We start from the raw sequence: 26,941 nt of genomic DNA, 5'->3' as shown, positions 1-26,941 counted from the left end.
GTGATCCACGGTGTGACAGGCGGCACCCCGGGCTCCCGGACCGACGATCCGGTTCCGGGGAGAATCCGTGACGTCTCTGTCCGGGGACGGAGGACGGGAATGAGCGGCGGAACGAAAGCGCCCACTACTCATCTTCCTCCAGTTTTCCGGGCACAGGGTCTTCCCGGACCGTCTTTCTAGACCCCCGGGATTTCGGCAGCAACAGAGAAGTCACAAATGCGGACCTTGTCGCAGTGGTGGCAACCGGTCCACAGGGACAGAATTCGGGGCGGGAGAGGGGGAATGCGGCTTTTTCGGGTTACCCTCAACCGCTCAGGTTCTCCATATGGCTGCTGCGGTCAACCCCAGGTGATGTGCCGTCGGTACGGATATTTCGGCGATGAAATTTAGCGGGATCTACCCCCATGACTGAGTGGCCACTGCGGTACCGCTACAAGGGGAATAAGATATTTTCGTACGAGTATGCAGAAAATAGTTGGGGAGAACCGCCTGGGTCGAAGACCGGGCTGGTTTCCCCGGCCGTCAGACGTGGACGGTTCAGTACTGCGTTTTCACGCGCCACCGACAGAAGCTGAAGGATGCACCGATGAACGGAACCCGGCCCCCGTACGGTTACACACCTGGATTCGGTCAGGATTCCGACGGTGGACAGTACTTCCCGGGGGATTCAGAAGCCTCGGAGTGGAGCTCCGACTTTAAACCGCAGGATTACAGTGGCGCGGTACCTCCGTACGGGGCGGAGTACGGAAGTGGTGGCTCCTACCCAGACTACGGCACGACGGGCTCGGCGGACTTCGGCGAACCGGTGCCGACAGGGACGTCGTCCGGAACCATCAGCGAGAATTCGGCCCCCGTCGTGAGTCTCGTTCCGAGTCTCGTCCTCGCGGTCGTCAGCCTGATTCTCTCCGGCGTCATCACCTTCAGTTCCATGGGTCCCACGGATTCCTCCTATCGCGCGATGTCCCTCATCGCCTGGGCTGCGGCAGGTGTCGTCGGCATCACCGCGATGTCCCTGTACTTCATCGCCGACACAAAGCGCCGAGCGCTCGGTTTCTACCAGATTGTCAGCTGGAAACAGGCCGTGTACTTCGCGACCGTGGTACTCCTCTTCGTGGCGGTGGTGTGGTCGGCCGTGGAAATCGGTCTCTGGGTGGGCAAACTGTGACGCCCGCAGGTTTCCGTCCCCGTCAAGAACCCGCCGCACGTACCTCCGAAGGACCACGCAGTCACATGAATGAATACCGCCGCACCCTCCGTCGGGCCACAGCTGTCGGCTCCGCCGCCGCGTGCATTCTGTACTCCGGTGCCGTCGGTGCCCCGGCACAGCCGCCGGCGTCCGGATCCCCGGGTGACTCACTGACCGAGCTCGGAGCGTGCGTCTCGTCCAAGGGGACGCTCGATGTTCTCCTGCTCATGGATGAGACGGAATCCCTCATCCACGAGGTCAAGGGCGGGACCATCAATCCCGGTCGGCCGGGTGCGGATGCCGGACACAACCGTATCCCCGCGGCCCGGTCCTTCGTCGAGCAGTTGCTGGAACGGCAGCAGGACCAGGGCTTCACCACGAACATCCGGATAGCCGGATTCGGTCAGAACTACAACGCCTCGTCGGACACCGCCGGTATCTACGGCACCTGGACGCCGCTGAACGCGAAGAGCATCGGTGACGTCACGAAGATCATCGACGGAGCCCGTGAACGCACCGGCGAGCAGTACACGAACTACGCGAATGCGATTGACGGCGCGTACGCGGACTTCTCCCGCTCGGGATCCCCCGACAGCTGCAGGCTTCTGGTCACCTTCACCGATGGCGCGCTCACCGCCGAAGGGCCCGCCGAAGCGGATGTCCGGGCCAGGCAACAGCTCTGCGCCGCCGACGGGATCGCGGACAGACTCCGGAAAGCCGGTGTCTACCATGTCGGCATCGGTCTCGACACACCCGACAACCGCTCGGACTTCAGTCTTCTGGAGGCGATGACCGCCGGTGGTGACTGCGGTTCACTGCCGGGGCGGGGAGCGTTCTTCCCCGCGGACAGCGTGGGATCGTTGTTCGCGGCTTTCCACCGGGCACTGTCCACGGGTGGTGATCTCAGTGGGGTCACCGGAGTCCGCGAGGATTTCACCTTCGTTCTCGACAATTCCATCGATTCCGTACGGTTCGTCGGCCTCGGGCTCGATGATCTCGGGCAGGGTGCGCAGCTCGCTCTGGTCAGTCCCGATGGAGAGGAACTCGTCTTCGACGACGCCAACTCCGGTTCCCTGTCTGGCGCGGAGGTGACCTGGAATGCCTCGACCGCACCGGTTCAGGAGGCTGTGGGTGAGATGCACAGGACCGGTGCTGATTGGGCCGGTGCGTGGAAACTGCGTTTCAAGGGGGCATCGGGTGACGGTCGTGTATTCAACTCGGTGCGGATCCAACCCGACCTGCGCCTCAGCTTCGCCTCGTCCGCCGGCGACAACGATTCCAGAGGTTCCCTCGCCGTCCGTGAGGATCAGTCGCTGACCCTGTCCGTCGTGGGCTCCGACGGTAAACCACACGCACTCGACGGCAGTGCCGTGGCGGACATCGCATTCACCCCGGGTGGTGCCACGGAACCGGTCATCCTCGCCAGGAACATCGACGTGGCGGGTGGCAGGCCGGTGGATGTCCCCATCGACGCCATCGACCGGATCCCCGCCAATGGCGTGATTGATGCCACACTCTCCATCACCACCAGAGGTACCGGTGAGACTCCCGGTACCAAGCTCGCACCGGTATCGGTCAGCCGGCCGCTCTCGGTGACCCCCGTCGATATGCCGCAGATATCCGACACGGTGGTGTTCACCATGACCGAGCCCACGGTCACGGTCGACATTCCCGTCACCGGGCCCGGAAAAGTCTGGGTGGATGAGGGGACGGTCGTCGAGACCACCTCGGAACCGGACGGTTTCGGCGACATCCGGGTCGGTGGGGCCCACACCGGGGCCGGTGACGCACTGAGCCTGGAGAAGGGACAGGAGACGGTGCTCCCCGTCACCCTGACCGTCGCGGAGGTGAAAGATGGACTTGTCAGGGGAACCATTCCCATCCAGGTGTCGAAGCTGGACGGGACGAACGAGGCCATCGTCCACGTCCCGGCCAGCGGCAACGTGACCGTGCCGTTGAACAAGACGACCTTCGTCGCCGCCCTCATGGGTGCACTCCTGCTGGCACTGCTCATTCCGCTCGGACTGCTCTATCTCGTGCGCAGGCTCGCGGCGAAGATCCCGGACACACCCTTCTCCGCCGTCATCATCGACGTCGACACCACCAGCGGATACCCCACATACGACGGTCAGGAAGCTCCGCACATCGACATCGACGACGCGTCCCGCAAACAGGTGCCCGGCCACGACGGCACGACGGTCACCGCCGGCCCGTACACGCTCACGGTCAGGCATTTCCACCCCAACCCGATCGCGCCGGCCTATGTGGAGGTCGAGCAGACACCGTCAGTCAACACCAACGGTGACCAGAAGAACCTGCGGGCGAAGCTGCCCCTGGCCGTGCAAGGTTCATCCTTCCTCGTCGCACGTCCCGATCAGCCCGGTCACCACGACCTGGTCATCCTTCCCCGCCTCCCGATCACCTCCGCGGCGGAACTGGACAAACTCTGCGGGAACATCGCGAACAGCCTTCCTCAGCGTGTGGAGCTGCTCAACCACCAGTACGAGGAGGCCACGACACAGAACACATCGGGAGGCCGGGACCGCATGCAGGGGGCTGAACCGTACGCGGCTCCGGCGGGACCGGACTCCTTCGGCCAGGCACCCGGTGAATTCGGTGCTTCTCCGTCATTCGGTGACTCCGGCGGCTACCGGGGTGGCTTCGGCGAGGGCCCTCAGGCCGGCGACTCTCCGTCTTTCGGAGACCCCGGTGGTTTCGGCGATCCCCCTTCATTCGGTGGCTCCGGTGACCACACCGGTGGTTTCGGTGGCTACCACGGAGACTTCGGTGAGAGCCCCGCGGCGGGTGACCCCGGAGAGTTCGGGGACGGGCGGTACTTCGGGAAACAGGCCCCGCCCAGCGACGACGATGACACCACACAATGGCGTCACCCCTGATCACCGGTCAACCTCTCGAGATCCAGACAAACACAATCAGATTAGGAACGCGCTATGCATAAGGCACTCATCGTCGGTTGCGGAGGCTCGGGCGCAAAGACCCTGGCATTCATGATGGACCAGCTCAAGTCCATGCTCGCGGAACGTCTCCCGGACGACTACCCGACCCCGGCGTCGGTGACCCTGCCCAAGGGCTGGCAGTTCATCAACATCGACGTCCCCCTCGACTGCGAGACGATCAACAAGTTGCCCAACGTCTCGCAGGCGGGCGGCTCCTACATCTCGTGCGGTGCGCACGCACAGTACAACTCGATCGACACGACGGTCACGGCCACAATCGGGAGTCAGGCACAGCTGGGCACCGTTTCATCGTGGCTCGTCGATGAACCCGACGACGTCAGTGTCGCCATCTCGTCGGGAGCGGGTCAGTACCGGCGGATCGGCCGTATGCTGTTCCTCTCCAAGGCGCAGGAGATCCGTAAGCAGCTGGGGCGGGCGGTCGATGAACTGACCCGGGCGAATGACGTCAGCCTGCTGCACAAGAAGCTCCACCAGGGGGATGCACCGAACCAGCCGATCGTGTTCGTCGTCTCCTCGATGGCCGGTGGCGCAGGAGCATCCATGGCCCTGGACGTCTGCCGGATCCTCGCGGACCTGATACCACCGCAGCGCATCGCGATGTTCGCCGTGACACCCGACATCTTCTCGTCGTTCGATCCCGCGGCCCGCCCGGGCACCAACCCGAACGCTCTCTCCGTCTTCGCGGAGTTCACCGCCGCGCAGTTCGGGGCCGCCTTCCGTGACGACGCGACCCTGTTCAGGGCGCTCGGTGTACCGCTCGCGAACCACAACCCGATGCCGCTGCAGCGGATCTTCCCCGTCGGAGTGAAAGCGGGCGTCGAGGGCACGCTGCTCGGTGACGGCAAGCCGAGAACCGTCTACCGTGCACTCGGGCGTGGACTGGCGGCGCTCATGATGGACCAGTCCGCGTTGGATGATCTCATCAACTACAACATCACCAACACCGGCGGAACCTCCATGAAGTCGGCTGAATACGGCTGGGGGGTGAACAACCGGGACGTCATCCCGTGGGCGTCCTTCGGCTACGCGCAGCTGTCGATGGGGCGGGACAGGTACGGCGAATACGCCGCGCAGCGGCTCGCCTCCGAGTCGGTGCAGCGTCTCCTCGAGGGACACCTGGATGAGACGAGCGCCGAGGACGGCGACACCCAGATCAACGAGCTCATCGAGAAGCGTTCAGTCATCATCCGGGACAAGCTCAACCGTCTCCTGCCTCCTTCGGACCGGGTCCCGGCCTGGCTCGACTGGCGTTTCAACACGGAGGTGAACCGGTGGACCCAGGGAATGGCCGGGCGGCTACGGGAGCGGATACCGGCTCCCAACGGGCGACCGGGCAACCAGTGGATCCACGACATCGACGGTGCCGTCGCCCAGCTCAACGGTGAGGTGGGCAACGACCTCGGCGGGATCCTCTACCAGGGGCTCTGGAACTGGGCGCAGGCCGATGATCTCCAGGAGAAGTTCCTCGACATCCTCAGGGCCGAGATCGCACGGTACGGCGTACCCTATGCCGCGGCTCTACTGGAGAAACTGCGCAACGACTTCCGGGAGAACACACTCAACGCGCTGCGTGCCATCGCGTCCACGAGCCCGGGGTTCCGGGTGTCGGATGAGCTCCGCGGTCAGTTGCAGGGCAACAAGAACCGTATCCAGGACGGTCAGGGCTTCGAGGAACGCATCATCGAGAGCTGTGTCCCGCAACTTCGGCACAGTGCGATCATCAACACCGCGCGCCGGATGGTGCCCATCGCCGAGGACTTCGACAAGTCCTTCCTCGTCCCGCTCGCGCAGATACTCGGTGCCGGACACCGCAATCTCGAGGCAGCGATGAAGATCACCAAGGACGACAATCTCGGCGCGGCACAGGTGAAGACCGATGTTCCGAACCTGTGGCCGGATGAGTCCATGGATCGCGTACCGGAGCGGTTCTACCAGGCCGCTAACGAGGTGTTCCTCACCGACGTGGGCTCGTTCCCGCAGCAGTTCCAGGGGGATGTCCTCGCCTGCGTCCGCGACGCGGTGGACTACAGTGCCGCGTTGCAGGAGGCGGCGCGCACCATCGTCGCGGGAGACTGGGACTCCGCGGCAGGATCGGACAAGGCGCCGAACGACCTCCTGGTTCTCATCGAGCCCTGGGTGCCCAGCGAACTCGTGCGCACCCCCGGCTCAGGTGACGACAACCGGGACCCCCAACCGGCGCGTCTGGAACTGCACGCCAGCCCGAGGCAGGTGCTGTCGCGGGCGCGCAGTTACGTGCTCCGCCGCGACTACTCCTTCGAACGGTTCATCTCGGTGTCGCTGCGGGACTACATCTACAACGCGCAGACCGACGCGGAGCGCAACGAGCGGATCCTGCGCCTGGCCGACTGCTTCAAGCGCACGATGACCGCGGCACTGCCGCTCGCACAGGTCAACAACGAGCTCGTGCAGCGTCTCTACGGCGAGTCCGTGAGCTACCACTTCAACTTCTCGAAGATCCCGCTCGCGGGTGACGCCGCCCTCGAGAAGGCGCTGAATGACGTCGCGGGTGGATACGACCACTACAAGCCCGAGAACAGGGCTGAACCCCTGCGGGAGAACCTCTCGACACAGGGCATCGAACGCTCCATCGACATCTTCGGTTCCTACCCGAACTACGCGCCGATCGTGTTCGACTCCGTCATGGAACCGATCCGTGCCCAGTGGGACTCGACCCACGGTCAGGATCCGGCGTTCTGGAAGTGGCGTCGTGCCCGGCCGATGACGGGCGCCATGCCGATGTCGGATGCGGAGCGCTACGCGTTGATCGGCGGATGGTACATCGGCCGACTCACCGGCCGTATCGGATTCCCCAACACCCTCGACACGGACGACGACAACCCGGTTCAGGTCTACGACGGAACCAACCAGGCGTGGATCGCCTTCGAAGCCCCGATGCTGACTCCCCCGAGCAGGTTCCGGCACAAGATCGACTGGCTGCCGGCCCTGCTGGAGTCCTCGACCCTCGCGTGGATGCGGGCCGGAAGCTATCCCCTGATGGAATCGGTACGGCCGTACACCGTGATGCGTGGCCTCTACGACGACGGGACCACCCCTACCCGGGGAGCCCGCGTGCTGTCGGGCGTGCGGCTGCTCAACCAATGGGTGTTCGACGGGCTCTATCCGGACGAGACCACCAGCACGCTGCCCGGTGTCGCGTCATCGGTGCGGCCCGAGGACCGGATCCAGGGAACCGGGCCGGACGTCAGCCCCGAGGAGCGCGTGCAGGCGGCGAAGGCCTGGCTCGGCAGGAACTTCGAGTTCGCGCGGAAGATCATGCCCGGCGATCTGGCCGCGCGGGGACAGCGGATCAACTACGGCGCCAAGAACCTGGGGGACATCAGCAAACGTGACGATGCGGTGCGGTTCCCGTTCCTCAGGGACATCGCCTTCGACATCACGGAGGTGACCAAGCAGATCAGTCTCATGCTCGATGAGGCGTACAAGATGGGGCCACCGGAACCGGAGTCCTCCGAGAGTGACCTGTTCGGCAGTTCCTTCCGTGCGGCCCCCCGGGAGACCGAATTCGACAGCCCGACCACCGATTTCCTGGATGGAGCCGATGACCTGTGATGGAACTGACGGTTCTCATTTCCCGGGGTACCTTCGCCAACGGTGTCCGCCAGATCCTCGAGGATTTCGCGCTGCTGGGCCTCGTCAAGGACATCGTCTGGATCGACGTCGACACCTTCGAGGACCAGCACTCCACGGTCACCTCGATGGGGGTTGGCGAGACGCCGTTCGTTGAACGGGAGATGTTGCAGCACGCTCTGCAGCGCTTTCACCCCGACACGATCAGCTTCGGCTGTGTCAACGTCGTGGACGAGGAGGACGGGACCGTCAACCGGCGGATGTTCCGCAGGCTGACAGATCCGTTCTTCAACGCCGGACTCGACGAAGGCATCACGCGGACCAACCTGATGATCACCCGTGTGGGCGGCCGAACGGACGATGAACTTCCCGTCTTCGAGGACTGCGTCAATCTCCTGCTCGCCCCCGAGGACTCCCTCGGGCCCAACAACAACGCGGTGACCTTCGACGTCGACAGTTCCGCGGAGGACTTCATGCTGCACTGTGCGGCCGGGGTCACCAGCGTTTTCGGGGCCTGGTCCGGCATCGAGGGGAACCCCACGCACGACTTCCCGCGATCACGGGACGGCAACTTCCATCTCGTCCGTAGCTACTACCGCCGTATCGACGCCCAGGCGGTGCAGCAGAAGCTCAAGTTCGGGATCCTGGACACCGGAACGAATCCGCGCCCGGCGTCCAGCGTCGGGGGACGCCTCGTCTACGGGGATTACGCTCCGGACAAGGAGAAATTCACGAAGACCGCCACCGACGAGTTCATGCACCACCACCGGGACCAGCTGCGCGGGCCGAGGGTCAATCCGAAGGTGGAGGGTACCCAGAGGATCACGGCCGGGAAGGCGATCGGGACGTTCATGAAGACGTTCGCAGTCAATTTCGTCAAACACCCCGTTCGGGTCTTCGGGACGTTGACCGCAGAGGGCAGACGCAGCGCTGAGCTGAAACTGCAGGAGAAGCTCTACGGTATGTCCGGCAGCCGCATCCAGGTCGGCGGTGATCCCCGCGGAGTGGACCCCGGTTCCCGGGGTTCCGCCCCCCGGTCCCGTGTCGTCCGGGATGACGAGCTCGCCAGGGAACTGCGCGGCATGTGGCGCACCTACGTCAACATGTCGTTGACGATGATCGACGGCAAACCGAGGAGCATCGGACAGGACCCACGGCCCAGATTGCCCGTCGCCGTGCAGGTTCCCTCCGCCCCGGATGAGGCGCGCGTGGTGCGCTCCGCCAACGACGTTGTTCCGGGCCCGGGTTGTCACTTCGGACGCGACCTTCCGCACCATCTGCTCAACCGCATCAACATGTCGTCGGTCGCTCCCTACGACATCGCGGGTGCGGACCGGTTCCAGAGGTCACTGGGCGACCCGACCATCGGACAGGGCCGGAACATTCCGAAGATCATCAACAGCTTCCACACCTGGCGTGACGAGCACGCCGACAGTTTCGCCAATCTCGTCGGCCGCTCGATCCTCGGTACCGGTACCGAACTCCGGAGAGAGCACGCGGACCGGGAACGGAGACTCGCGGAGCTCCGGGCACGGAGGCGCACCGACGTCGACCACTCGACCTTCGCCTCGACGATGCGCTGGCTGGGTTGGGTGACGGTGCTTTCGCTCGTCGGATTCCTGCTCGCCTGGTGGGGCGGAAACCAGATGTTCGGCGGCGATGAGACGCAACCCGAACCGCTGTGGCTCGCCGCGCTGAACTCAGTCACCGGATCGACCCTGGCCCGCTACTTCGGTGGCTGGCTCGTGATGTGGCTGGTGTTCTTCTCACTCCAGATCGTCGCGCTCACCGGTGAGGAGATCCGTCTGCTCAACCGTCGTGACCAGTATCTGAGCGACCTGAGGGCCGCCGAAATGAACCTGGAGGCCTGCGAGCTCGGGATCCGCCGCTGCGAGGTGGCCTACAACCAGTTCCTCGCCGTGTCGGACATCGTCGGATCCGTCGTCCAGTACCCCTTCGGTACGGTTCGGGCGGCCGCGGTCGACACCGTGTGTCCTGCGACGCAACTGCCGGACTCGGTGCTGCTGGCCGAGGCACGCCCGGACGAGAGTGCCATCCAGGCGGTCGCACAGCGGTACCGCGTCGGCATCTACCAGACCGGATGGCTCGACGAGTGTTTCCGGAAGGCGGAACAGCGGGTCGTCGCGGAGATCGACGAGAGTGAGGGCCGGATAGACAACGACGTCAACACCGACGCTCTCCTGTCCCAGCTGGGCCGCGGATCGGGCAGCCTGCTCGATGTCGTGTCCCGCCACATGTCAGACCCGGGTTTCTTCGGTGTCGACCGCAGTGGGGATCGGTGGGAGCGCATATCCTCCGCCCTCCAGACGGACGCCCGCAGGCAACAGCTCCTGAGACCACTGGCGACGACCGACGGGAAGGTTCTCGGGGAGGACCGCCTCGTGGACTTCCCCGCGGTGAAGGACAGCGGCCGTTTCGACGGCACGTTCATCACCCACCAGGGGCGTGTGGCGAATTTCCACGGGGTGTATTCCGGCACCATCGTGTCCGGAACCTCGCCGCTGGATTGTCTCGGAAGCAGTCAGGTACTGGTCCAACTGTCGGGCTCCGGGAACCGCAGCTATCTGGCTCTCCGGGACTCGGGTCCCCGGGAGGAATCAGGGGTCGGACTGACGGCGATGGACTTTGACCTCGACGCGTTTTCCACCGATCAGGATGGCTCCGCGACGGAGACCGGTTTCGGTCAGGGACAGTTCCCTGCGGGGGGACCCGGAGCCCCGGGTCGTCACGCGGCGGACGATGGTTTCGGTTTCCTGGACAGTGATCTGACGAAGGACCTGTAGCTTCGCGGTGGCGATCGGGCCACGGAATGAACCTCCAACTCTGAAACGGTGGCAGCATCAGATATGTCGAACCTCAACTCCCGCCAGACCCGCATCGAGCTCCTGCGCAGGTGGTACAACTACGCTTTGACCTTCTATCCGGCCACCGCGCTACCGGCCCCGGCCCATCTCGAACGGATCGCGGACATGACCGGAGCCATCGACTTCACCAACGCCCCGGACCCGGTACGGGCCTGGCACGGTGAGCTCAACCAGCTGGTGACCCTGGCGGACGACGGCAGGGAGGCGGAGTTCGATGACGATCCGACGGCGTTCTGCGGCCCGATCGTGTCGCGCTACGGGCTCCTGAAACGGTGGCGGAACCTCGCGCTGAAACGTTACGACGAGTCCATGCTCCCCACCGACTCGCACCTGAGGAAGATCGCCCACGACTTTCCCGTCGCCCTGAGACCGGGCGTCCGGGGACGGCCCCGACAGGTCGAGGACTGGGTGCCGCAGCTCAAGGAGATGCTCGATCTCCGCGAAGCGCACAAAAACCGGGAGATCAACCGTTCGATGGACCGGTTCCTGACGCTGGGAGCTCCCGGCGGCCCGGGGGAGGGCCGGGACCGTTCCGCGGATCAGGACCCCGGATCCGCCCGGTCGCAGCTACCGTACGGCACCTCGGGTGTCCCCCTGATCTCCTTCAACGGCAACGGGCCCCTGAAGCGGGGAGACGGCGCCGGAGTCACCCGAAGCCGGCACGAACGGAAACCGTCGCGGCCCTCCCTCCCCGTGGATTCAGACCCACAGGCGGATGCACCCGGGACGGATGGCGTGATGGAGAACCCGGGGCCGAGGACCGGGGAACAGGATTCGGTCGCAGCAGGAACGACCGACGAGCCGCGGCAGCGCGCATCCGTGGCACCGGATCCGGCAGGTGGTCCCCGACACATCGCCGGGGAGCCTGCGGTTGGGGACTCCGACGCCGAACTCCCGGTGGCCGATGGTGATCAGACCGGCTCGACGGAGTCGGCGGATTCCCGGGAGACACCCGCGACCGGAGACGGGCCTACCGGGACCGTCGATGAGACCGTGCCACGTCCGGAGGACATCCGTGGCTACGGTTTCAACAACTTCCGGTCGATGACGGCGATGGACGAACCTCAGCCGATCGTCGGCGCATCGCTGCAGCGCACGATCAACGGGGACGGTACGGTGCGGCTCGACTGGCGCGTGCCCGCCGACGATCCGGAGGAGACCGGGGACGACACCGTCCGGTTGTACCGTGTCGTCAGTGACAACCGCGTACTCGAGCGGGACCCGGAGGACGGCTACCTGCAGTGCGTCACCGTCGGGAATGCCTGGGCCGAGACCGAACCACAGCACGGCGCCGTCACCATGTATCAGGTGTGGGTCAACAGCGGCGGGGACGAACAGAGGGCACTCCGTGCTGAACCCGAGCTCGTCGGCGAGACCTACGTCATCCGTCCCGTCACGAACTTCACTCTCAGTGCCGTCGGTCAGGAGATCACCGGACAGTGGGAGGACGTGGAGCCCACCGAGCGGGTGGCTGTCTTCAGCTGCGCCGATGACGGTCAGGTGTTCCACCGGCGCAACGAGATCTGCGCGGATCTCCCGAACCGGAAGGGGTTCAAGTGGCAGACGGCGCAGGGCGGTGTGCGGCACAGGTTCGTCGTCGCGCGGGTCGTGCGGATCCGCGACGACTCCATCATGTCCGACGCATCGGAGGAGAAGAGTGTCCTGGTGGATGCGGAGGTGCAGGCGGTCGACATCACGGTGACGGAACGGGAGGGGTTCGACGGCACCGAGTTCGAGGTGTCCTGGTCCCCACCTCCCTCCGGCGAGGTCCGGATCTACCGGACGAAGGAGGAACCGCCCCCGGAGATCACGGGGCTCGATTCCCTCGAGCTCTCCGGACTGCGGAGGACCTTCGACGACCAGGACTGGCAGAACAGCATCGAGGGGACCGACCACGGATGCACGGTGGGGTGGCCACGGGACTGGTACTCGATCGTCCTCACCCCCGTGCACGTCGACGGACAGGTGTGCCGGGTCGGGAATCCCCGGCCCTTCAAACGGGTCGGTGGTGCAACCAACATCGAGTTGCACGAACGGGTCACCCACCAGCTGCTCACCTTCGGATGGCCGCACGGTGCATCGCGGGTGACGGCGTACCACCAGGAACATCCCGATGACTGTAGAGACGGAGGGGTCGGCGATCCCGTCGCCATCGGCACGATCGACCGGAAGGAGTACACGAAACGCGGTGGAATGATGCTCCACCCGCCGTTGCCGAGCCGGGGCACGGTGATACTCGAGCCCTCCACGGTCTACCAGCGCAAATCCATTCTCGGTGAGCGCGGTGCCGTCGCCTACCGCGGATGCGTGCGGATGAGTTACGAGATCCAGCCGGTCAGTCAGCAGCCCGGCCTGTTCGCGATCGGGATCTTCGGCGAACGACCCATGACCGGTCGGGAGCGGTCCTTCACCCTGGTCGTCCAGAGAGACCGGCTGCCACTGGAGAAGGCCGACGGTGTGCGCGTCGCGGTGGACTGCATCCACCAGGACCAGTCCCGGCCCGGTCAGCAGGGGCTGTTCGCCAGGGAGTTCGCCGGGCGCGGGGAGCAGCCGCCGGTCTACTGGAGGTTCACCCTCGACTCGCTGAAGGATTACCCCGATGGTGCGTTTCTCCGGGTGTTCCCCGACGAGCTGCAGGACGAGACGGGGCAGAGTATCGCGCTGGATGATCCGTTCATCGCGTGGCTCAACGTCGGCTACCTGCGGCAGCGGGCGGCGGCCGCCGGCCAGCACCTCCGGGCGCAGGGGTGACGACCGCATGACACGGATGAACTCCCCCGACCCGGGCGGGCGCTGGGCGCAGGTGACGTTCGCGTCCTTCGGCGCGTCCGCCGGCCGCCGGACCGGCGGTTGGCAGGTCGGCCCGTCTCTCGACGCCTCACCGGAACAGCGGGAGTGGATAAAACAGAATGCGGTGACCCAGCTGTCGCCGCTGGAGCCGATCAGCGACTACATCAGCGATGCGCAGGTGGATGCGCTGCCGAGGAGCTTCACCTACCTCCCGGAGGCGCACATCGGTGGTACGGCGGCGAGCGTGTATCTCCAGGCGGTTCCCGCGGGACGGGATTCCACCAACCGACAGGGGAACATCTTCACGCACGCCTTCGTGGACTCGCAGCCCTGGGCTGACGATGGTCCGTGGTACCCGGTCGACTGCTTCGGGTCACCCGATTTTCTCCGACCATTCACGATCAGGATGGTCGACAACGTCCAACTCGCCCGGACTCCGGACGGTGGCCCCCGGCCCGGCTGGGAGTGCGTTCCCACCGCCGAGGAGGCCATCGAGTTCATCCTCCGCGAGGAGCGGCGGGCCGCGTCGCTGTACCGGATCCAGGACGCACTGCAGTCGCAGGTCGCCACCGTCGTGCTCCCCGTCCCGGACCGCGCGACCGCGGCCTCGTGGCTCAAAGCGGTGTCGGTGACGATGTCGCCCCTCGAGGCACAACGCCTCCTGCGTTTCACCACCTTCATGCGTGGCAACACCGTGTCCGGTGCGGATCACGGTGGCGCACCGGCGCTGGTGTGCGTCCCCGACGTGGACGTGCACCTGGTTCCGGTCCGCCCCGGGATCACGGTCATCTCCCTCGACGACGGGGGAGCGGACCCGGGGACCGGTTGGTCGGCGGACACCGCCGAGCTCCTGATCCGCGGGGGCCGCGGCCCCCGCCACCGTATGGACGACATCATCGACGTACTCCGGGAGGAGACCGAGCCGCTGAGGAGTCGGCATGAAGTGCCCCGGTTCGGCGCCGGTCTGGCGGCATTCCGCGACGTCCTGGCGGGTCCCGCCGGAGACCCCGGGGACATCTCCTGGTCCGGGGACGGAGCCTTCTCCTGGGGCGATGGTCAACCGGACCCCCGTATCGCCGGAGGCACCACGGACCGCGGGGGAGTCCTCGCCGCCGCGGTCGATCTCGACGGATTCGGGGAGTCGGCGCCCGGCGGAGATTCGGCAGGCCGTGGCTCCCGGGTTCCCGCGCCCGGAGGGTCGCAGGCGTTCGGGGACACCGACTGGGGTGGCCCCGGTGCCGGTGACCCGGATGGTGCGGAGGCGTGGGGCGCAGCCGGTTCCGGGGATCCGGATCCCACAGATCCCGCGGTCGTGTGGGAGACCCGGATGATGGACGAACTACGGAGCCTCGGGTGCACCGGTGACGGCTGGGAACAGCCGCCACGTGAGCGGCGGCGCATCCCGGAGTTCGGGTACCGCGAACCGGGATACCCGGCAGGTCGGGCACTTGGGATGCTGTACGCGGGTGTCTCCGGTTCCCTGGCCACCGCCGACACGTACGGATCCCCCCGTTCCACCGCCTGCGTGGACGCCGCGGTGGAGATGCTCGATGTCGCCGTGCGGAGGGGACTGGTGGATCCCGAAGATCCTCCGGAGGAGATCTGGGCGGCGGTCACGGTGCACAGGGAAGCGGTCATGGGCTGGTTCGTCGCCGAGGGACGCCCGTCACTCGATCGGGGCACGCAGGCAATTGTCTCGGGATGGTGGAACAGCATCGTCGAATCGGATGTCCACACGATGGGCAGGCTTCTGGGGAATCCCGGTTCATTGACCAGCAGCGACAAACGCGAGGCCCTCGGATTCCCCGGGACGTCGAGCGGCCTGCGCAGGATAGAGGTCCTCGGGCACCGCGTGCTGCACGATTCCGGGTCCCTCCCGGACCGTGACGCCCCCGAACTGTACGGACTCGTGGCGGAGAAACTCACCCGGCAACTCCGGCTGCATCCCGGGACCGCGCCCGTCGGAGGCCGCCTCGCCGCGCAGTGGGACGAGTGGTACAGCCAGTGGGAGAACCGGGAACGGATCGACAGGATCATCAGGGCCGCGAACGACTCGGGGTACTCCGTCCTCAATTTCACGGCGTCGTTCGGGCCCGGGGTCGACATCGGCCGGGTCATCACCAGACTGCGGGCGGGGCACCCCCATTTCCTCGTTTCCCCAGAGGAGGACCACTGGCCGCTGTCCCGCGACACCGACGCCGTACTGGCGTTGCTGCGGTTGCGTTTCACCGTCGCCGACTTCAGTCGAATCAGGCCGCTGCTGAGCACCGACGGCACGGCCGACGGAAAGTTCCGTGATGCCCTCGACCACATGCTCATCGACGTCGTCGACTGGAACGCGTTGGAGCAGACCGCGCACGACACGGTGGCCGCCACGGTGAGGGACTTCTACATCGGCTGTCTCAGGGACGACTTCGCCACGGCCACCGCTCACAGGGAATTCCTGGAGAGGCACCGGAAGATGCTCGAAGCTGAATACGAGAGACTGGGGCACCCGGAAGCCATCGCCCGGAACCCGGACTCACGGTACTGGGCGGTCCGCCGTCAGATCATCGAACTCCACTTGTCCGGCGGCAGCACGCCTGCCGCCGAGGAAAGGCAGTAGAACGCAATGCCCACCATCCAGCTGCAACCCGGTGACCGCCATGACACCGGTCAACCCGCATCCGCTTTCGGCGAACTGACCTGCGAGGTGTTGACGAAGCAGAAGACCGTGCTGCCCATTGAGCTGCAGCTCCGGGGACCGGACATCACCAGCCCCCCGGAGCGCGGCTCGGTGGAGTTCCGGTTCCGTGGGGACAGGCTCCGGATGCGCAATCTCACGGGATCCGTCAGAGTTCTGCTGACACCGGGGCAGGGGGGCACATCATTTCCCCACGACGCCAGCGCCCAGGTGTCGTACCTCCTGCACGGTGAGACCGCCGCACAGAACACCAGTCTGCAGTTCCCGCGGTACAACGTCGGTGGACTCGGTTCGTTTCCGCTGTGCACCCTCTCCGGCGAGTCGGGGACCGTCGTCATCGAGGTCAACCAGCAGATCGTCGGTGTCGAGCTCGATGATCTGTCGAGCCGTGTCCGTGGAACGCTGTGTACCGCGGTGGGGGCGGACACGCTCCCCGCCGACCTCCGTCGCGACGTGTCCCTGGTGATCGACGCCTCAGCCTCCATGGCGCGGACGACGCCCCCGGAGGCGCTGGCGGCCATGTACACCGTCGCCTGCGGAGTGCTGTCCGTGGTCTCCCAGGGGAAGAGGATCATGGTCTCCAGCTCCGCGGGGGAGCCGCAGCGTTCGCTCGGGAGTCCCGCCGACATCGCCGGCCTGGCGCAGCTGGAACTGCCGTACAACGAGGTCGGATTCCGGATGAACCGGCCACTCCGCGACGGTGAGGCGGTGCTCGTCGTCTCCGACGATCTTCCCGCCCCGTTGGCGCGGCACAACGGTCCCGTGCACCTGCTGACGACCCGGACCCCGGTCGGTGCCGGCGACTGCTCCCACACACTGTTCACCCCGGAGGTCTGTGCGGCACTGGCCGCCGGAGACACCTCCATGATCGCCGAAGACGTGCATGCCATGGCCCGCACCCTGGTCGGCGGAAGACTCTAGAGGGCAACGACATGACGAACACACTCACCGGAGACCGTAGGACGGCTCTGCTTCCGACGCGCTGCCCGTACACTTTCCAGATCATGGGGGAGGGCACGAACCTACCGTGCCAGACGAACCCGGAGCGCTACCCGCTCCCTGACGGCTGGGCGGGGACCGGTACGTTGACCTTCGCGATGGCCGGTGCCCGCGCGTCGGGCAAATCCCTCTACATCGCCGTAGTCGTGAAGCTGCTGGAACAGCTCGTCGAGAACAACGGGTTCGTGTTCGAACCCGCCGATGATCCGACCCGCGAGATCTACCGCGAGCAGTTCGAGGAGCCTCTCTTCGAACAGATGGGCCTGCCCGCACCGACGAGTACCGGTGAGAACGAGGGAGCCTACCAGAACCAGCCGCTGATCTTCCGCATCGGTACCCACCTGAGAACAGATGCGAACGGGCAGCGGGTCCACCAGCCGATTCACATCGTCATCAGGGACGTCGCGGGTGAGGACTTCGCGCAGGACCACTTCCCCAACATGCGTGAGCGCATGCGGTTCTTCCGGTTCGCCGATGAGATCATCTTCATGTTCGACCCCGTGCGCGTGCCGGAGATCAACAATCTCCTCGAGGGCTCGATCCCGTCCCTCCCCAAGCTGGACACCCACGACACCGAAGACCCGGCCACCGTCCTGTCGAACCTGCTGAGCCTCATCGAGCCGGAGGACGATACGCTCATCGCCCTGATGCTGGCGAAGTTCGACACGATGCAGGAGCTGGCGAAGGTCGATCAGGTGGACATGTACTACGGGGCCGAGGACAAGGTGAACTGGCAACGGGTGATGAACAACTTCGGTGCCGGGTTCCGTCGTGAGTCCGGTGACGTCACCCAGCCTTACAGTCTCCCCAATGCGGAACTGCTCCACTACGAGGTCCTGAGTCTCCTGCGTTGTCTCGACGCGATGGCCTTCCTGAATCGGCTCAATGAACCCGGCCGCCGCCTGCGGTACCGTTGTTTCGCGGTATCCGCGTTGGGGACCCCACCGGAGACCGGTTCGTCGGTGTCACGGTCGGGGATCGCGCCCTTCCGTTGTCTCGACCCCTTCCGCTACGTCCTGGCGCAGTGGGGTCTGCTCAACGGTGACCGGACGGATCCGGGAGCGTAGGGATGAATGGAGGAAAGTTCTGGTTCGACGATGCGGTGGCCGACCTCGCCCCGGGGCCCGACGACGTACCCTCCCCGCGGCAGTTCCCCGCGCAACCTCCCCGGACCACGGCGCATCCGTCGGAGGGACGGACAGATAATCCCCGTCTCCGGCCACAGCAGTCGCCGGGGGAGTCGCGCCCGGGCCCCGGGAGGGAGGGGACACAGATGGAGAAGAAAACCGGCCGCAGACACTTTCCATTCGGGAATCGCTGAGTTCAGGTCCAGCCTCCCCTTCCGCAATCACCACGACAGCACCCACCACCACCTCCCACCGATCGGACAGTAACCATGAACACACCCAATTCACCCCGGGAAGGCTGGAACCCCGGCCCGTACGACCCCTCGGCACCGGCCCCCGGCTGGAGCAACGGCCCGAACGGCCCCTCGGCACCGGCCCCCGGCTGGAGCAACGGCCCGAACCCGGCACCCTCCTGGGATCCCGCAGCCTCCGGCACCGACATGGGCCGGGCCCTCCGACAGGAGGAGGCCCGCAGCATCGAACAGACCGAGCTCCGGCAACGTGGTGCGGCCCGGTGGGTACAGATCTCGACGGCACTGGCGGCTTCGGTGGCCGTGGTCGCCGCCATGGTGTGGGGCTGGCAGCAGCTCTTCTGGCTGGAGTTGTTCAACGACACCAACAATTACATCGAGACCGCTGACGGCAGGAAACTCGTCAACGAGGAACTGATCGAGATTCTGGGGCGCTCGGGTAAAATCGCCGACACCACCCCCTGATCCCGGACCGGGGATCGGTGTACCGGTCGGGGGAGAGGGCGGGAGCGCCGTGCATCGCGCGAACTAGGACGCCGACGTTCCGTGACGGAACTGTGGTACATCACATCGGTGCCGCATGCGGGATGACCGTGGATGAGAGCGGTTCCCCGCACGCGACGACGGGCCCCGCCACTCCGGATGGAGTGGCGGGGCCCGTCGGGTGACTGTCCGGGAGAACTACTTCTTCAGACCGTCGATGATGCTGTTGAACTTCTCGCTCGGGCGCATGACGCCGGAGGTCTTGGCATCGTCCGGCTGGTAGTAGCCGCCGAGGTCGACGGGCGCGCCCTGAACCTCGATGAGGGTGGCGTCGATCTCGTCGACAGCGTCCTTCAGTTCGCCGGCGACCTTGGTGAACAGCTCGGCGAGCTCGGTGTCCTCGGTCTGCTTGGCCAGCTCGTCCGCCCAGTAGGTGGCGAGGTAGAAGTGCGAGCCACGGTTGTCGATCTCGTTGACCTTGCGTGACGGGGACTTGCCGTCGTTCAGGACACGCTCGGTGGCTCGGTCCAGGGCACCGGCGAGCACGTTGGCGCGCTCGTAGCCGCTGCGGGCGAAGTGGCGCAGTGACTCGGCCAGGGCGAGGAACTCACCGAGGGAGTCCCAGCGGAGGTGGTTCTCGGCCTCGAGCTGCTGGACGTGCTTCGGGGCGGAGCCACCGGCACCGGTCTCGAACAGTCCACCGCCGGCCATGAGCGGCACGACGGAGAGCATCTTGGCGGAGGTGCCGAGCTCGAGGATCGGGAAGAGGTCGGTGAGGTAGTCACGCAGGACGTTGCCGGTGACGGAGATGGTGTCCTCGCCACGGCGGATGCGCTCGATGGAGAACTTCGTGGCCTCCACCGGGCTCATGATGCGGATGTCCAGGCCCTCGGTGTCGTGCTCGCCGAGGTACTTCTCGACGAGTTCGGTGAGGTTGCGGTCATGGGCGCGCTCCGGGTCGAGCCAGAACACGGCGGGCATGCCGGACTGACGGGCACGATCCACGGCGAGCTTGACCCAGTCACGGATCGGGGCGTCCTTGGCCTGGCAGGCGCGCCAGATGTCACCGGAGGCGACCTCGTGCTCGATGAGGGTCTCGCCCGCGGAGTTGGTGACCTTGACGACGCCGTCGGCGGCGATCTTGAAGGTCTTGTCGTGGGAGCCGTACTCCTCGGCCTTCTGCGCCATCAGGCCGACGTTCGGGACGGTACCCATGGTGGTCGGGTCGAAGGCGCCGTTGGCGCGGCAGTCCTCGATGACGGCCTGGTAGACACCGGCGTAGGAGGAGTCGGGCAGCACCGCGAGGGTGTCCTCCTCCTGGTCGTCCGCGTTCCACATGTGGCCGGAGGTGCGGATCATGGCCGGCATGGAGGCGTCGACGATGACGTCGGACGGGACGTGCAGGTTGGTGATCCCCTTGTGGCTGTTGACCATCGCGAGCGCCGGGCCCTCGGCCAGTGCCTTGTCGAAGGCGGCCTTGATCTCGGCGCCGTTGTCCAGGTTCTCCAGGCCGGAGTAGATCGCGGCCAGGCCGGACTCGCCGTCGAGCCCCGCCGCCATCAGCTGGTCACCGTAGGCCGCGTAGACGTCGGCGAAGAAGGTGCGTACGACGTAACCGAAGATGATCGGGTCGGAGACCTTCATCATCGTGGCCTTGAGGTGCACGGAGAACAGGACGTCCTCCTCCTTGGCGCGGGCGACCTGCGCGGCGAGGAACTCCTGCAGTGCGGCGGCGCGCATCACGGTGCCGTCGATGACCTCGCCCTCGAGGACCTTGAGGTTGTCCTTCAGTACCGTCTCGCTGCCGTCGGCCGCGACGTGCGTGATGGTGAGGGTGTCGGCGGCGGGCATGATGACCGACTTCTCGTTGTGACGGAAGTCGCCGTCGTCCATCGTGGCGACGTTCGTCCTGGAGTCGGCGGTCCAGGCACCCATGCGGTGCGGGAACTTGCGGACGAAGTTCTTGACGGCCTCGGGCGCGCGGCGGTCGGAGTTGCCCTCACGCAGGACCGGGTTGACCGCGGAGCCCTTCACGGCGTCGTAGCGGGCACGGACGTCGGCGTCCTCGTCGGTCTCGACCTTGTCCGGGTAATCTGGCAGATCGTAGCCCTGGGACTGCAGTTCGGCGATCGCGGCCTTCAGCTGCGGCACGGAGGCGGAGATGTTCGGGAGTTTGATGATGTTCGCCTCGGGCGTCTTCGCCAGCTCACCGAGCTCCGCGAGGGCGTCGTCGACGCGCTGGTCCTCGGACAGGCGGTCCGGGAACTGGGCAAGGATCCGGCCGGCGAGGGAGATGTCGCGGGTCTCGACATCGATTCCCGCGGTGGAGGCGAAGGCCTCGATGATCGGCTTCAGCGAATAGGTCGCGAGCAGCGGTGCTTCGTCGGTGCGGGTGTAGATGATCTTAGCCAAGAGGGACTCCCAGGATTATCGGATATGGTTCGACTCCTCAGAATACCTGTTCAACGTTCGGCCGGTGGCGTTCTCACCCATGAAAAGGGTGGAAATGGTGTTCGGGGCACGCCCGGGGCAGCGGGTCCCGCTATCCGGGAGACAGAGGGACAACCCGGTTCGGGGGCGATCCGGATCCAGCTCACAGCGACCACCCACCCATCGACTCCGCCACGATCGCTCCGCGTGGTGAGGCTGACACCGTTAGTTGAGAGTACGGTTCCCTCGTGCAGTTGCGAAGAATCCGTGAAATCACCGAACCCAGACGCCGCCCGCTTCCCGACCAGACCGAGATCTCGGACATCCGGCGGCGGTGGACGATGCTCGCCCTCGCCGCCGGGGCCTTCGGGATCGGCACCACCGAGTTCGTGTCGATGGGTCTGCTGAATCTCATCGCATCCGACTTCTCCATCGGGGAGGATGCCGCCGGGCGGATCATCTCCGCGTACGCTCTGGGCGTCGTGGTCGGCGCGCCCCTGATCACCGCGGTGACCGGGATGATCCCGCGGCGACGCCTGCTCCTCATCCTCATGTTCGCCTTCACCGTGGGCAACGGGCTGTCGATGCTGGGGGAGAACTACCATCTGCTGCTCGCCGCGAGGTTCATCGCCGGGCTGCCGCACGGAGCGTACTTCTCCATCGCCGGGCTGGCCGCGGCCTCCCTCGCTCCCGAGGGGCAGCGCGGGAGGGCCGTGGCCTTCGTCGGTATGGGACTGTCGGTCGCGACGGTGATCGGTGTCCCCGCGGCCCAGGCCCTCGGGGAATGGCTGGGCTGGCAGGCCGCCTACGCACTCGTGGCCGCCATCGGCACCGGCACACTCGTCGCCCTGTGGCGCCTGATGCCGCACATGACCCGGATGCCTGCGACCCGCCCCGCGACGGAGCTCGGGGCGCTGGCCAGATCACAGGTGTGGCTGACGCTGGCCATAGGTACCGTCGGTTTCGGCGGCATGTTCGCCGTCTACACCTACATCACCTGGACCATGACGGAGCACGCGGGGATGCGTCCGGACCTGATGTGGGTGGTGCTCGCCGCCTACGGCATCGGCATGGTCCTGGGCAACGTCGTCGGTGGTCGGATGGCGGACCGGAACCTGGAGATCGGGATCGCCGCCTCCCTCGTCGCCATCGCGGTCGCTCTCGTCGGATTCTCCGCCACCTCGTCCGGCCCCTGGTTGGGCACCCTGAACTTCGGGATCATCGGGTTCTGCGGTTCCACGCTCGTTCCCGCCCTGCAGATCCGACTGATGGACGTCGCCGGACGCGCACAGACGCTCGCCGCGGCACTCAACCACTCGGCGCTGAACGCGGCGAACGCGTCCGGTGCCGCGATCGGCGGCGCGGTCATCGCCCACGGCTTCGGTTACTCGGCGCCGGCGCTCGCCGGGGCGGCGCTCGCGGTCACCGCCCTCGGCATCTGGGTACCGACCTACCTGCTGCGACGGCGTGCACTGCGCCGCCACCGGCGATTGTCCTGATCACGGCAGCTGCGGCACATGACCGGGAAACCGCCTGCGACCGTGCACCGGGTCCTGATCCGGGGCGGGCATGTCCGTGCCGTGGAGGCTGACTATCGTTGTGGGCATGTCTTTCACCGTCACCACCGTCAACGTCAACGGAATCCGGGCCGCCGTGAAGAAGCGGAGCGAGGAGAACCTCGGGCTGCACGCCTGGCTGGAGCGATCCACCGCCGACGTCGTGCTCATGCAGGAGGTCCGGGCCAGCGACAGACAGGCGCGGGAGGCCCTCGCGCCGGCGCTGGACGCCGGCTGGCACTGGGCCGGTGCGGAATCGGTGGCCAAGGGGCGGGCCGGTGTCGGTATCCTGTCCCGGACGCCGTTGACGGACATCGAGATCGGCTTCGGCTCCTTCACCGACGCAGGCAGGTGGATAGCAGCGGACCTCGCCGCGCACGGTGTCCGGGTGGCGTCACTGTATCTGCCCTCCGGTTCCGCGGACACCGCCAAGCAGGACGAGAAGTACCTCTTCCTCGACGAGTTCACCGATGTCCTGGCGGCACAGGCCGCCGCCCACGAGAACATGGTCATCGGCGGGGACTGGAACATCTGCCACCGCCGTGAGGACCTGAAGAACTGGCGGACCAACAGGAAGAAGTCCGGCTTCCTGCCCGACGAACGCGCGTTCATGGACTCCGTGTTCGGCACGTTTCCCGATGACTCCACCCAGGTGGAGGGCGCCGGGGCGTTCGCCGGCGCCGTCGACTACGTCCGTGGCGAAGATCTGCCCGAACGTGTGATCCCGGAGGAGCCCAGGTGGTTCGACGTCGCACGGCGTCTGCAGCCGGAAGGGGAGGGACCCTACACCTGGTGGACCTACCGTGGAAAGGCCTTCGACACGGACGCCGGGTGGCGCATCGACTACCAGGCGGCGACCAGTGCCATGCTGGAGCGGGCGGAGAAGACCTGGGTGGACAAGGCCAGCGACTACGCGCTGCGCTGGTCCGACCACTCGCCGCTGAACGTCACGTATCGCTGAGCGGGCGGGTCGATTTCCGGATGACGAGTTCGGCGGGCAGTTGTCGGTGCCTGCGTGGTTCCCCGGCGATGATCCTGTCGAGTTCCTCCAGCGCGGTTCTCCCCAGGGTCGTGAAGTCCTGCCGCACCGTGGTGAGGGAGGGATTCTGGAATTTGGCCTGCGGGATGTCGTCGAAACCCACGACCGAGACGTCGTCGGGAACCGAGATCCCCGCCTTGTACAGTGCGTGCATCGCACCGATGGCGATGTCGTCGTTGCCGGCGACGATCGCGTCGGGCAGGCCCCTCGAGAGGAGCTGCTGCCCCATCGCGTAGCCGCTGGCACTCGACCAGCTGTCGCCGATCAGCCAGTCGGGCTCGGTGTCGTTAACGGCGCACACCGTCCGGAAACCGTTGAGTCGCACCTGTGCATCCTGCCAGCGGAGATCACCGGTCAGGTAGACCGGTGACGTGCATCCGATGTCGAAGATGTACTGACTCGCGGCGATCGCTCCGTCGTACTGGTCGATGGACACCGTGGAGACCCGGTTGGTCTCGTGTCGCCCGGCGATGATGACCGTGCAGGGGACCTGTGCCTTCGCCGCGATGACCGGGAGCACGTCGGAGGTGCGGGCGAGCACCACCATGCCGTCCGGATTCGTCCCGTGCAGATAGGAGATCGCCCGTCGCAGTGAGCTGGGGCTGTCGGTCGGGGAGGTGGCGATCACGATGTGCCGGCCGCGGGAGGCCAGTTCGGATTCGAGGGCGGAGAACAACCGGGCCACGCCGTGCCGGATCTCCCCTGTCACGAGGAGCCCCGTCGTCTTCGACTGCTTCGAGGCGAGCGCCCGTGCGGCGAGGTTCACCTCGTACTTGAGCATCGCGGCGGCGTCCTCGACCTGACGCCTGGTGGCCTCGGAAGCCGGACCCGAGTTGTTGAGCACGCGGGACACCGTCTGGACGCTCACCCCGGCGAGCGCGGCAACGTCGCGCATGGTCGCGCGGTTCGGTGCGGGTTTCACAGTGATCGTCTCCGTGGTGCTGCGGTTTTGGCGCCTTCAGTGTAATCGGGACACGGAAAAGAATGTACGGCGCCCCACAGAACCCGTTCAGGATTCGTGGGGCGCCGTGGGTCATCGGTCCCGTCGGGTCAGAGGACGACACCCTTCTTCAGGATGATGTTGCCGTAGAGGGCGGTTTCGCCGGTGATGAGTACGGCCCGGGCCTTACGCGCCTGGTCGTAGAAATCGAAGCGGTCGAAATGTCCCTCGGTGTGGTGCTCGGGTTCGGCGTTCTCGATGATCTTCCGGTAGGTCGGCCAGATCTCCGGGGTGGGATCATCGCCGAGCGTGTTCATCAACGCGAACTGCCAGTCGTTGTAGGGGTCGAGCGGCATGAGCTCGAGGATCGCCTCGAGGATCTCGGGAATGCCGTGTCCGTCGGCCCGGAGGACGTGGTCGTTGAATTCGGCTCCCGGGAAGTTGGCGTCGGCGATGACGATCTCCTCACCGTGACCCATGTCCATGAGTACATGGACGAGGTCCGGACTCAGGATCTTCGGGATTCTGTTCAGCATGGTGGATACTCCTGTTCGGTATCGGTCGGATCAGCGGATCACTTGGTGGCCAGTGCTTCGGCGGGGATGTCCGCCCGCTCCTGCCAGTACTCCTCGATCTCCTCCAGGGACTTGCCCTTCGTCTCGATCACCTGGGTCAGGATGAACCAGACGGCCAGGCCGCTCATGACCGCGAAGAGCAGGAACACCCAGGTGCCGATGGCGGCGATGAGGTCGGGGAAGATCAGCGACAGCAGCGCGTTCATGGTGTACTGCGCGAAGGTGATGATGCCGACACCCAGGGCGCGGGCACGTAGGGGGAAGATCTCGGGGACGTAGGTCCAGAACACCGGACCGAGTCCGAAACCGAAGGAGAAGACGAAGAGGAAGACCGCGATGATGGCGAGCGTCGCGTTCGACTCCGCGAAGAACGTGAGGATCAGCAGCGGAGGGATCTGTCCGGCCAGTGAGACCGTCAGCAGCTTCTTCCGTCCCCACCGGTCGATGAAGGGCAGGGAGACCAGCGTCGAGATCACGAGTGCGACGCCGACGCCGTAGTTGGCGATGATACCGGCGTTGACCCCCATGTCCAGGTGCTCGAAGATCTTCGGGGCGTAGTAGACGGCCGCGTTGATACCGGTGAAGACCTGGAAGATGACCAGCACGAAAGCGAGGATGACGACGGGGCGGAAGGTGCCGAACAGCTCCTTCATTCCGGCACTCTGCTGCTCCAGGGACTTCTGGATGTCGGAGACCTCACGGTCCACCTCTTCCTTGGTCTCCCGGACACGGCTGAGGGTCTTGCGGGCCTTCTCGATCTGTCCGTCACGGATCAGCCACCTCGGGGACTGCGGGGACAGTGCCATTCCGATGCCGAAGATGAGTGCGGGCACCAGTCCGAGGCCGAGGGTCCACTGCCACCTGTCCGTGAGCGAGAAGTAGTGGCCGACCCCGTAGGAGATCAGGATGCCGAAGTTCACGGAGAGCTGGTACAGCGACGCCATCATGCCGCGGAGGTGTGCCGGGGCGATCTCAGAGAGATAGATGAGGCCGAACATGTTGGCGATACCGGCGGCCATGCCGAGCATGAACCGGAAAGCCATCAGCGTCTCGGGGTTCGGGGCGAGGGCGCAGCCCAGTGAGCCGACACCGAAGATGATGGCGCCGACGACCAGGAGATTACGCCGTTCGATCTTCTTCTCGAAGGCGGTCGCCACGGCGATGGAGGGAAGTGCACCGAACAGCAGGAAGGACACGATCAGACCTTCCGCGGTGGGGTTCAGACCGAACTGCCGGGAGATGTCCGGCAACGCCAGTGAGATGGCGCCCGAGTCGTAGCCGTAGAGCAGGCCTGCGAGGCCACCGAGAACGGCGAACACGTAGACGATCGGTTTGGTTCGCGGGGGCTTCGTGCTCGCGGCGGGTGCACTGGGTGGAGATGAGTGGGTCATGGTCTTTGTCCTTCAACGT

15 protein-coding genes are annotated in these 26,941 nt (G+C 65.9%); 11 read left to right on the top strand and 4 right to left on the bottom strand.

Annotation, left to right across the window (positions count from 1 at the left end):
* Positions 1 to 586 precede the first annotated feature (586 nt).
* The 9 genes from KRX55_RS03015 (at position 587) to KRX55_RS02975 (ending at position 18,973) form a co-directional block, all read left to right on the top strand.
* Positions 587 to 1,165 carry a hypothetical protein gene (locus KRX55_RS03015; protein ID WP_218406359.1) on the top strand — a complete coding sequence of 193 codons (579 nt, stop codon included), beginning with the start codon at positions 587 to 589 and terminating at the stop codon, positions 1,163 to 1,165.
* A 65-nt stretch (positions 1,166 to 1,230) separates the two neighbouring features.
* Positions 1,231 to 4,083, top strand: coding sequence for a vWA domain-containing protein (locus tag KRX55_RS03010; protein WP_218406358.1), 2,853 nt, complete (start codon positions 1,231 to 1,233; stop codon positions 4,081 to 4,083).
* Between the two features lie 54 nt (positions 4,084 to 4,137).
* Positions 4,138 to 7,755, top strand: a complete 3,618-nt coding sequence (locus KRX55_RS03005; protein ID WP_218406357.1) for a tubulin-like doman-containing protein — start codon at positions 4,138 to 4,140, stop codon at positions 7,753 to 7,755.
* Complete coding sequence (locus KRX55_RS03000; protein WP_218406356.1) at positions 7,755 to 10,577, top strand: hypothetical protein; 2,823 nt, start codon at positions 7,755 to 7,757, stop codon at positions 10,575 to 10,577. Before KRX55_RS03005 ends, KRX55_RS03000 begins: the two co-directional genes overlap by 1 nt.
* Positions 10,578 to 10,625: 48 nt before the next feature.
* Positions 10,626 to 13,409, top strand: coding sequence for a hypothetical protein (locus tag KRX55_RS02995; RefSeq protein ID WP_218406355.1), 2,784 nt, complete (start codon positions 10,626 to 10,628; stop codon positions 13,407 to 13,409).
* Between the two features lie 7 nt (positions 13,410 to 13,416).
* Entirely contained in the window at positions 13,417 to 16,053 is a 2,637-nt protein-coding gene (locus tag KRX55_RS02990) for a GAP1-N2 domain-containing protein (protein WP_218406354.1), read from the top strand.
* Positions 16,054 to 16,059: 6 nt separating this feature from the next.
* Positions 16,060 to 17,052: a hypothetical protein gene (locus KRX55_RS02985; protein WP_218406353.1), complete on the top strand. Its 993-nt coding sequence runs from the start codon at positions 16,060 to 16,062 to the stop codon at positions 17,050 to 17,052.
* Between the two features lie 11 nt (positions 17,053 to 17,063).
* Entirely contained in the window at positions 17,064 to 18,197 is a 1,134-nt protein-coding gene (locus KRX55_RS02980; protein WP_218406352.1) for a hypothetical protein, read from the top strand.
* Positions 18,198 to 18,526: 329 nt separating this feature from the next.
* A complete protein-coding gene (locus tag KRX55_RS02975) occupies positions 18,527 to 18,973 on the top strand; it encodes a hypothetical protein (RefSeq protein WP_218406351.1) in 447 nt (148 codons plus the stop codon).
* Between the two features lie 216 nt (positions 18,974 to 19,189).
* Here the strand turns inward: KRX55_RS02975 and KRX55_RS02970 are convergent, their stop codons facing one another.
* Positions 19,190 to 21,403, bottom strand: a complete 2,214-nt coding sequence (locus KRX55_RS02970) for an NADP-dependent isocitrate dehydrogenase (RefSeq protein ID WP_218406350.1) — start codon at positions 21,401 to 21,403, stop codon at positions 19,190 to 19,192.
* A 290-nt stretch (positions 21,404 to 21,693) separates the two neighbouring features.
* Between KRX55_RS02970 and KRX55_RS02965 the strand changes: the two genes are divergently transcribed.
* Together KRX55_RS02965 and KRX55_RS02960 are read left to right on the top strand one after the other, a co-directional pair.
* Complete coding sequence (locus tag KRX55_RS02965) at positions 21,694 to 22,920, top strand: MFS transporter (protein ID WP_248113357.1); 1,227 nt, start codon at positions 21,694 to 21,696, stop codon at positions 22,918 to 22,920.
* Positions 22,921 to 23,026: 106 nt separating this feature from the next.
* Entirely contained in the window at positions 23,027 to 23,938 is a 912-nt protein-coding gene (locus KRX55_RS02960; protein ID WP_218406349.1) for an exodeoxyribonuclease III, read from the top strand.
* Here KRX55_RS02960 and KRX55_RS02955 read toward each other — a convergent pair.
* The 3 genes from KRX55_RS02955 to KRX55_RS02945 all read right to left on the bottom strand — a co-directional run bounded on the left by KRX55_RS02955 (position 23,925) and on the right by KRX55_RS02945 (position 26,922).
* Positions 23,925 to 24,938, bottom strand: a complete 1,014-nt coding sequence (locus KRX55_RS02955; RefSeq protein WP_200255846.1) for a LacI family DNA-binding transcriptional regulator — start codon at positions 24,936 to 24,938, stop codon at positions 23,925 to 23,927. The genes KRX55_RS02960 and KRX55_RS02955 overlap by 14 nt on opposite strands.
* Before the next feature lie 128 nt (positions 24,939 to 25,066).
* Positions 25,067 to 25,492: an RbsD/FucU family protein gene (locus KRX55_RS02950; RefSeq protein WP_200255848.1), complete on the bottom strand. Its 426-nt coding sequence runs from the start codon at positions 25,490 to 25,492 to the stop codon at positions 25,067 to 25,069.
* Between the two features lie 38 nt (positions 25,493 to 25,530).
* Positions 25,531 to 26,922 (bottom strand): sugar porter family MFS transporter, encoded by a 1,392-nt coding sequence (locus tag KRX55_RS02945; protein WP_200255850.1) that lies wholly within the window; start codon positions 26,920 to 26,922, stop codon positions 25,531 to 25,533.
* Positions 26,923 to 26,941 lie beyond the last annotated feature (19 nt).

It is taken from the genome of Corynebacterium sp. TAE3-ERU16, assembly GCF_019209935.1.
Taxonomy (GTDB): domain Bacteria; phylum Actinomycetota; class Actinomycetes; order Mycobacteriales; family Mycobacteriaceae; genus Corynebacterium; species Corynebacterium antarcticum.
This window is presented reverse-complemented; position numbering and strand designations above follow the sequence as displayed.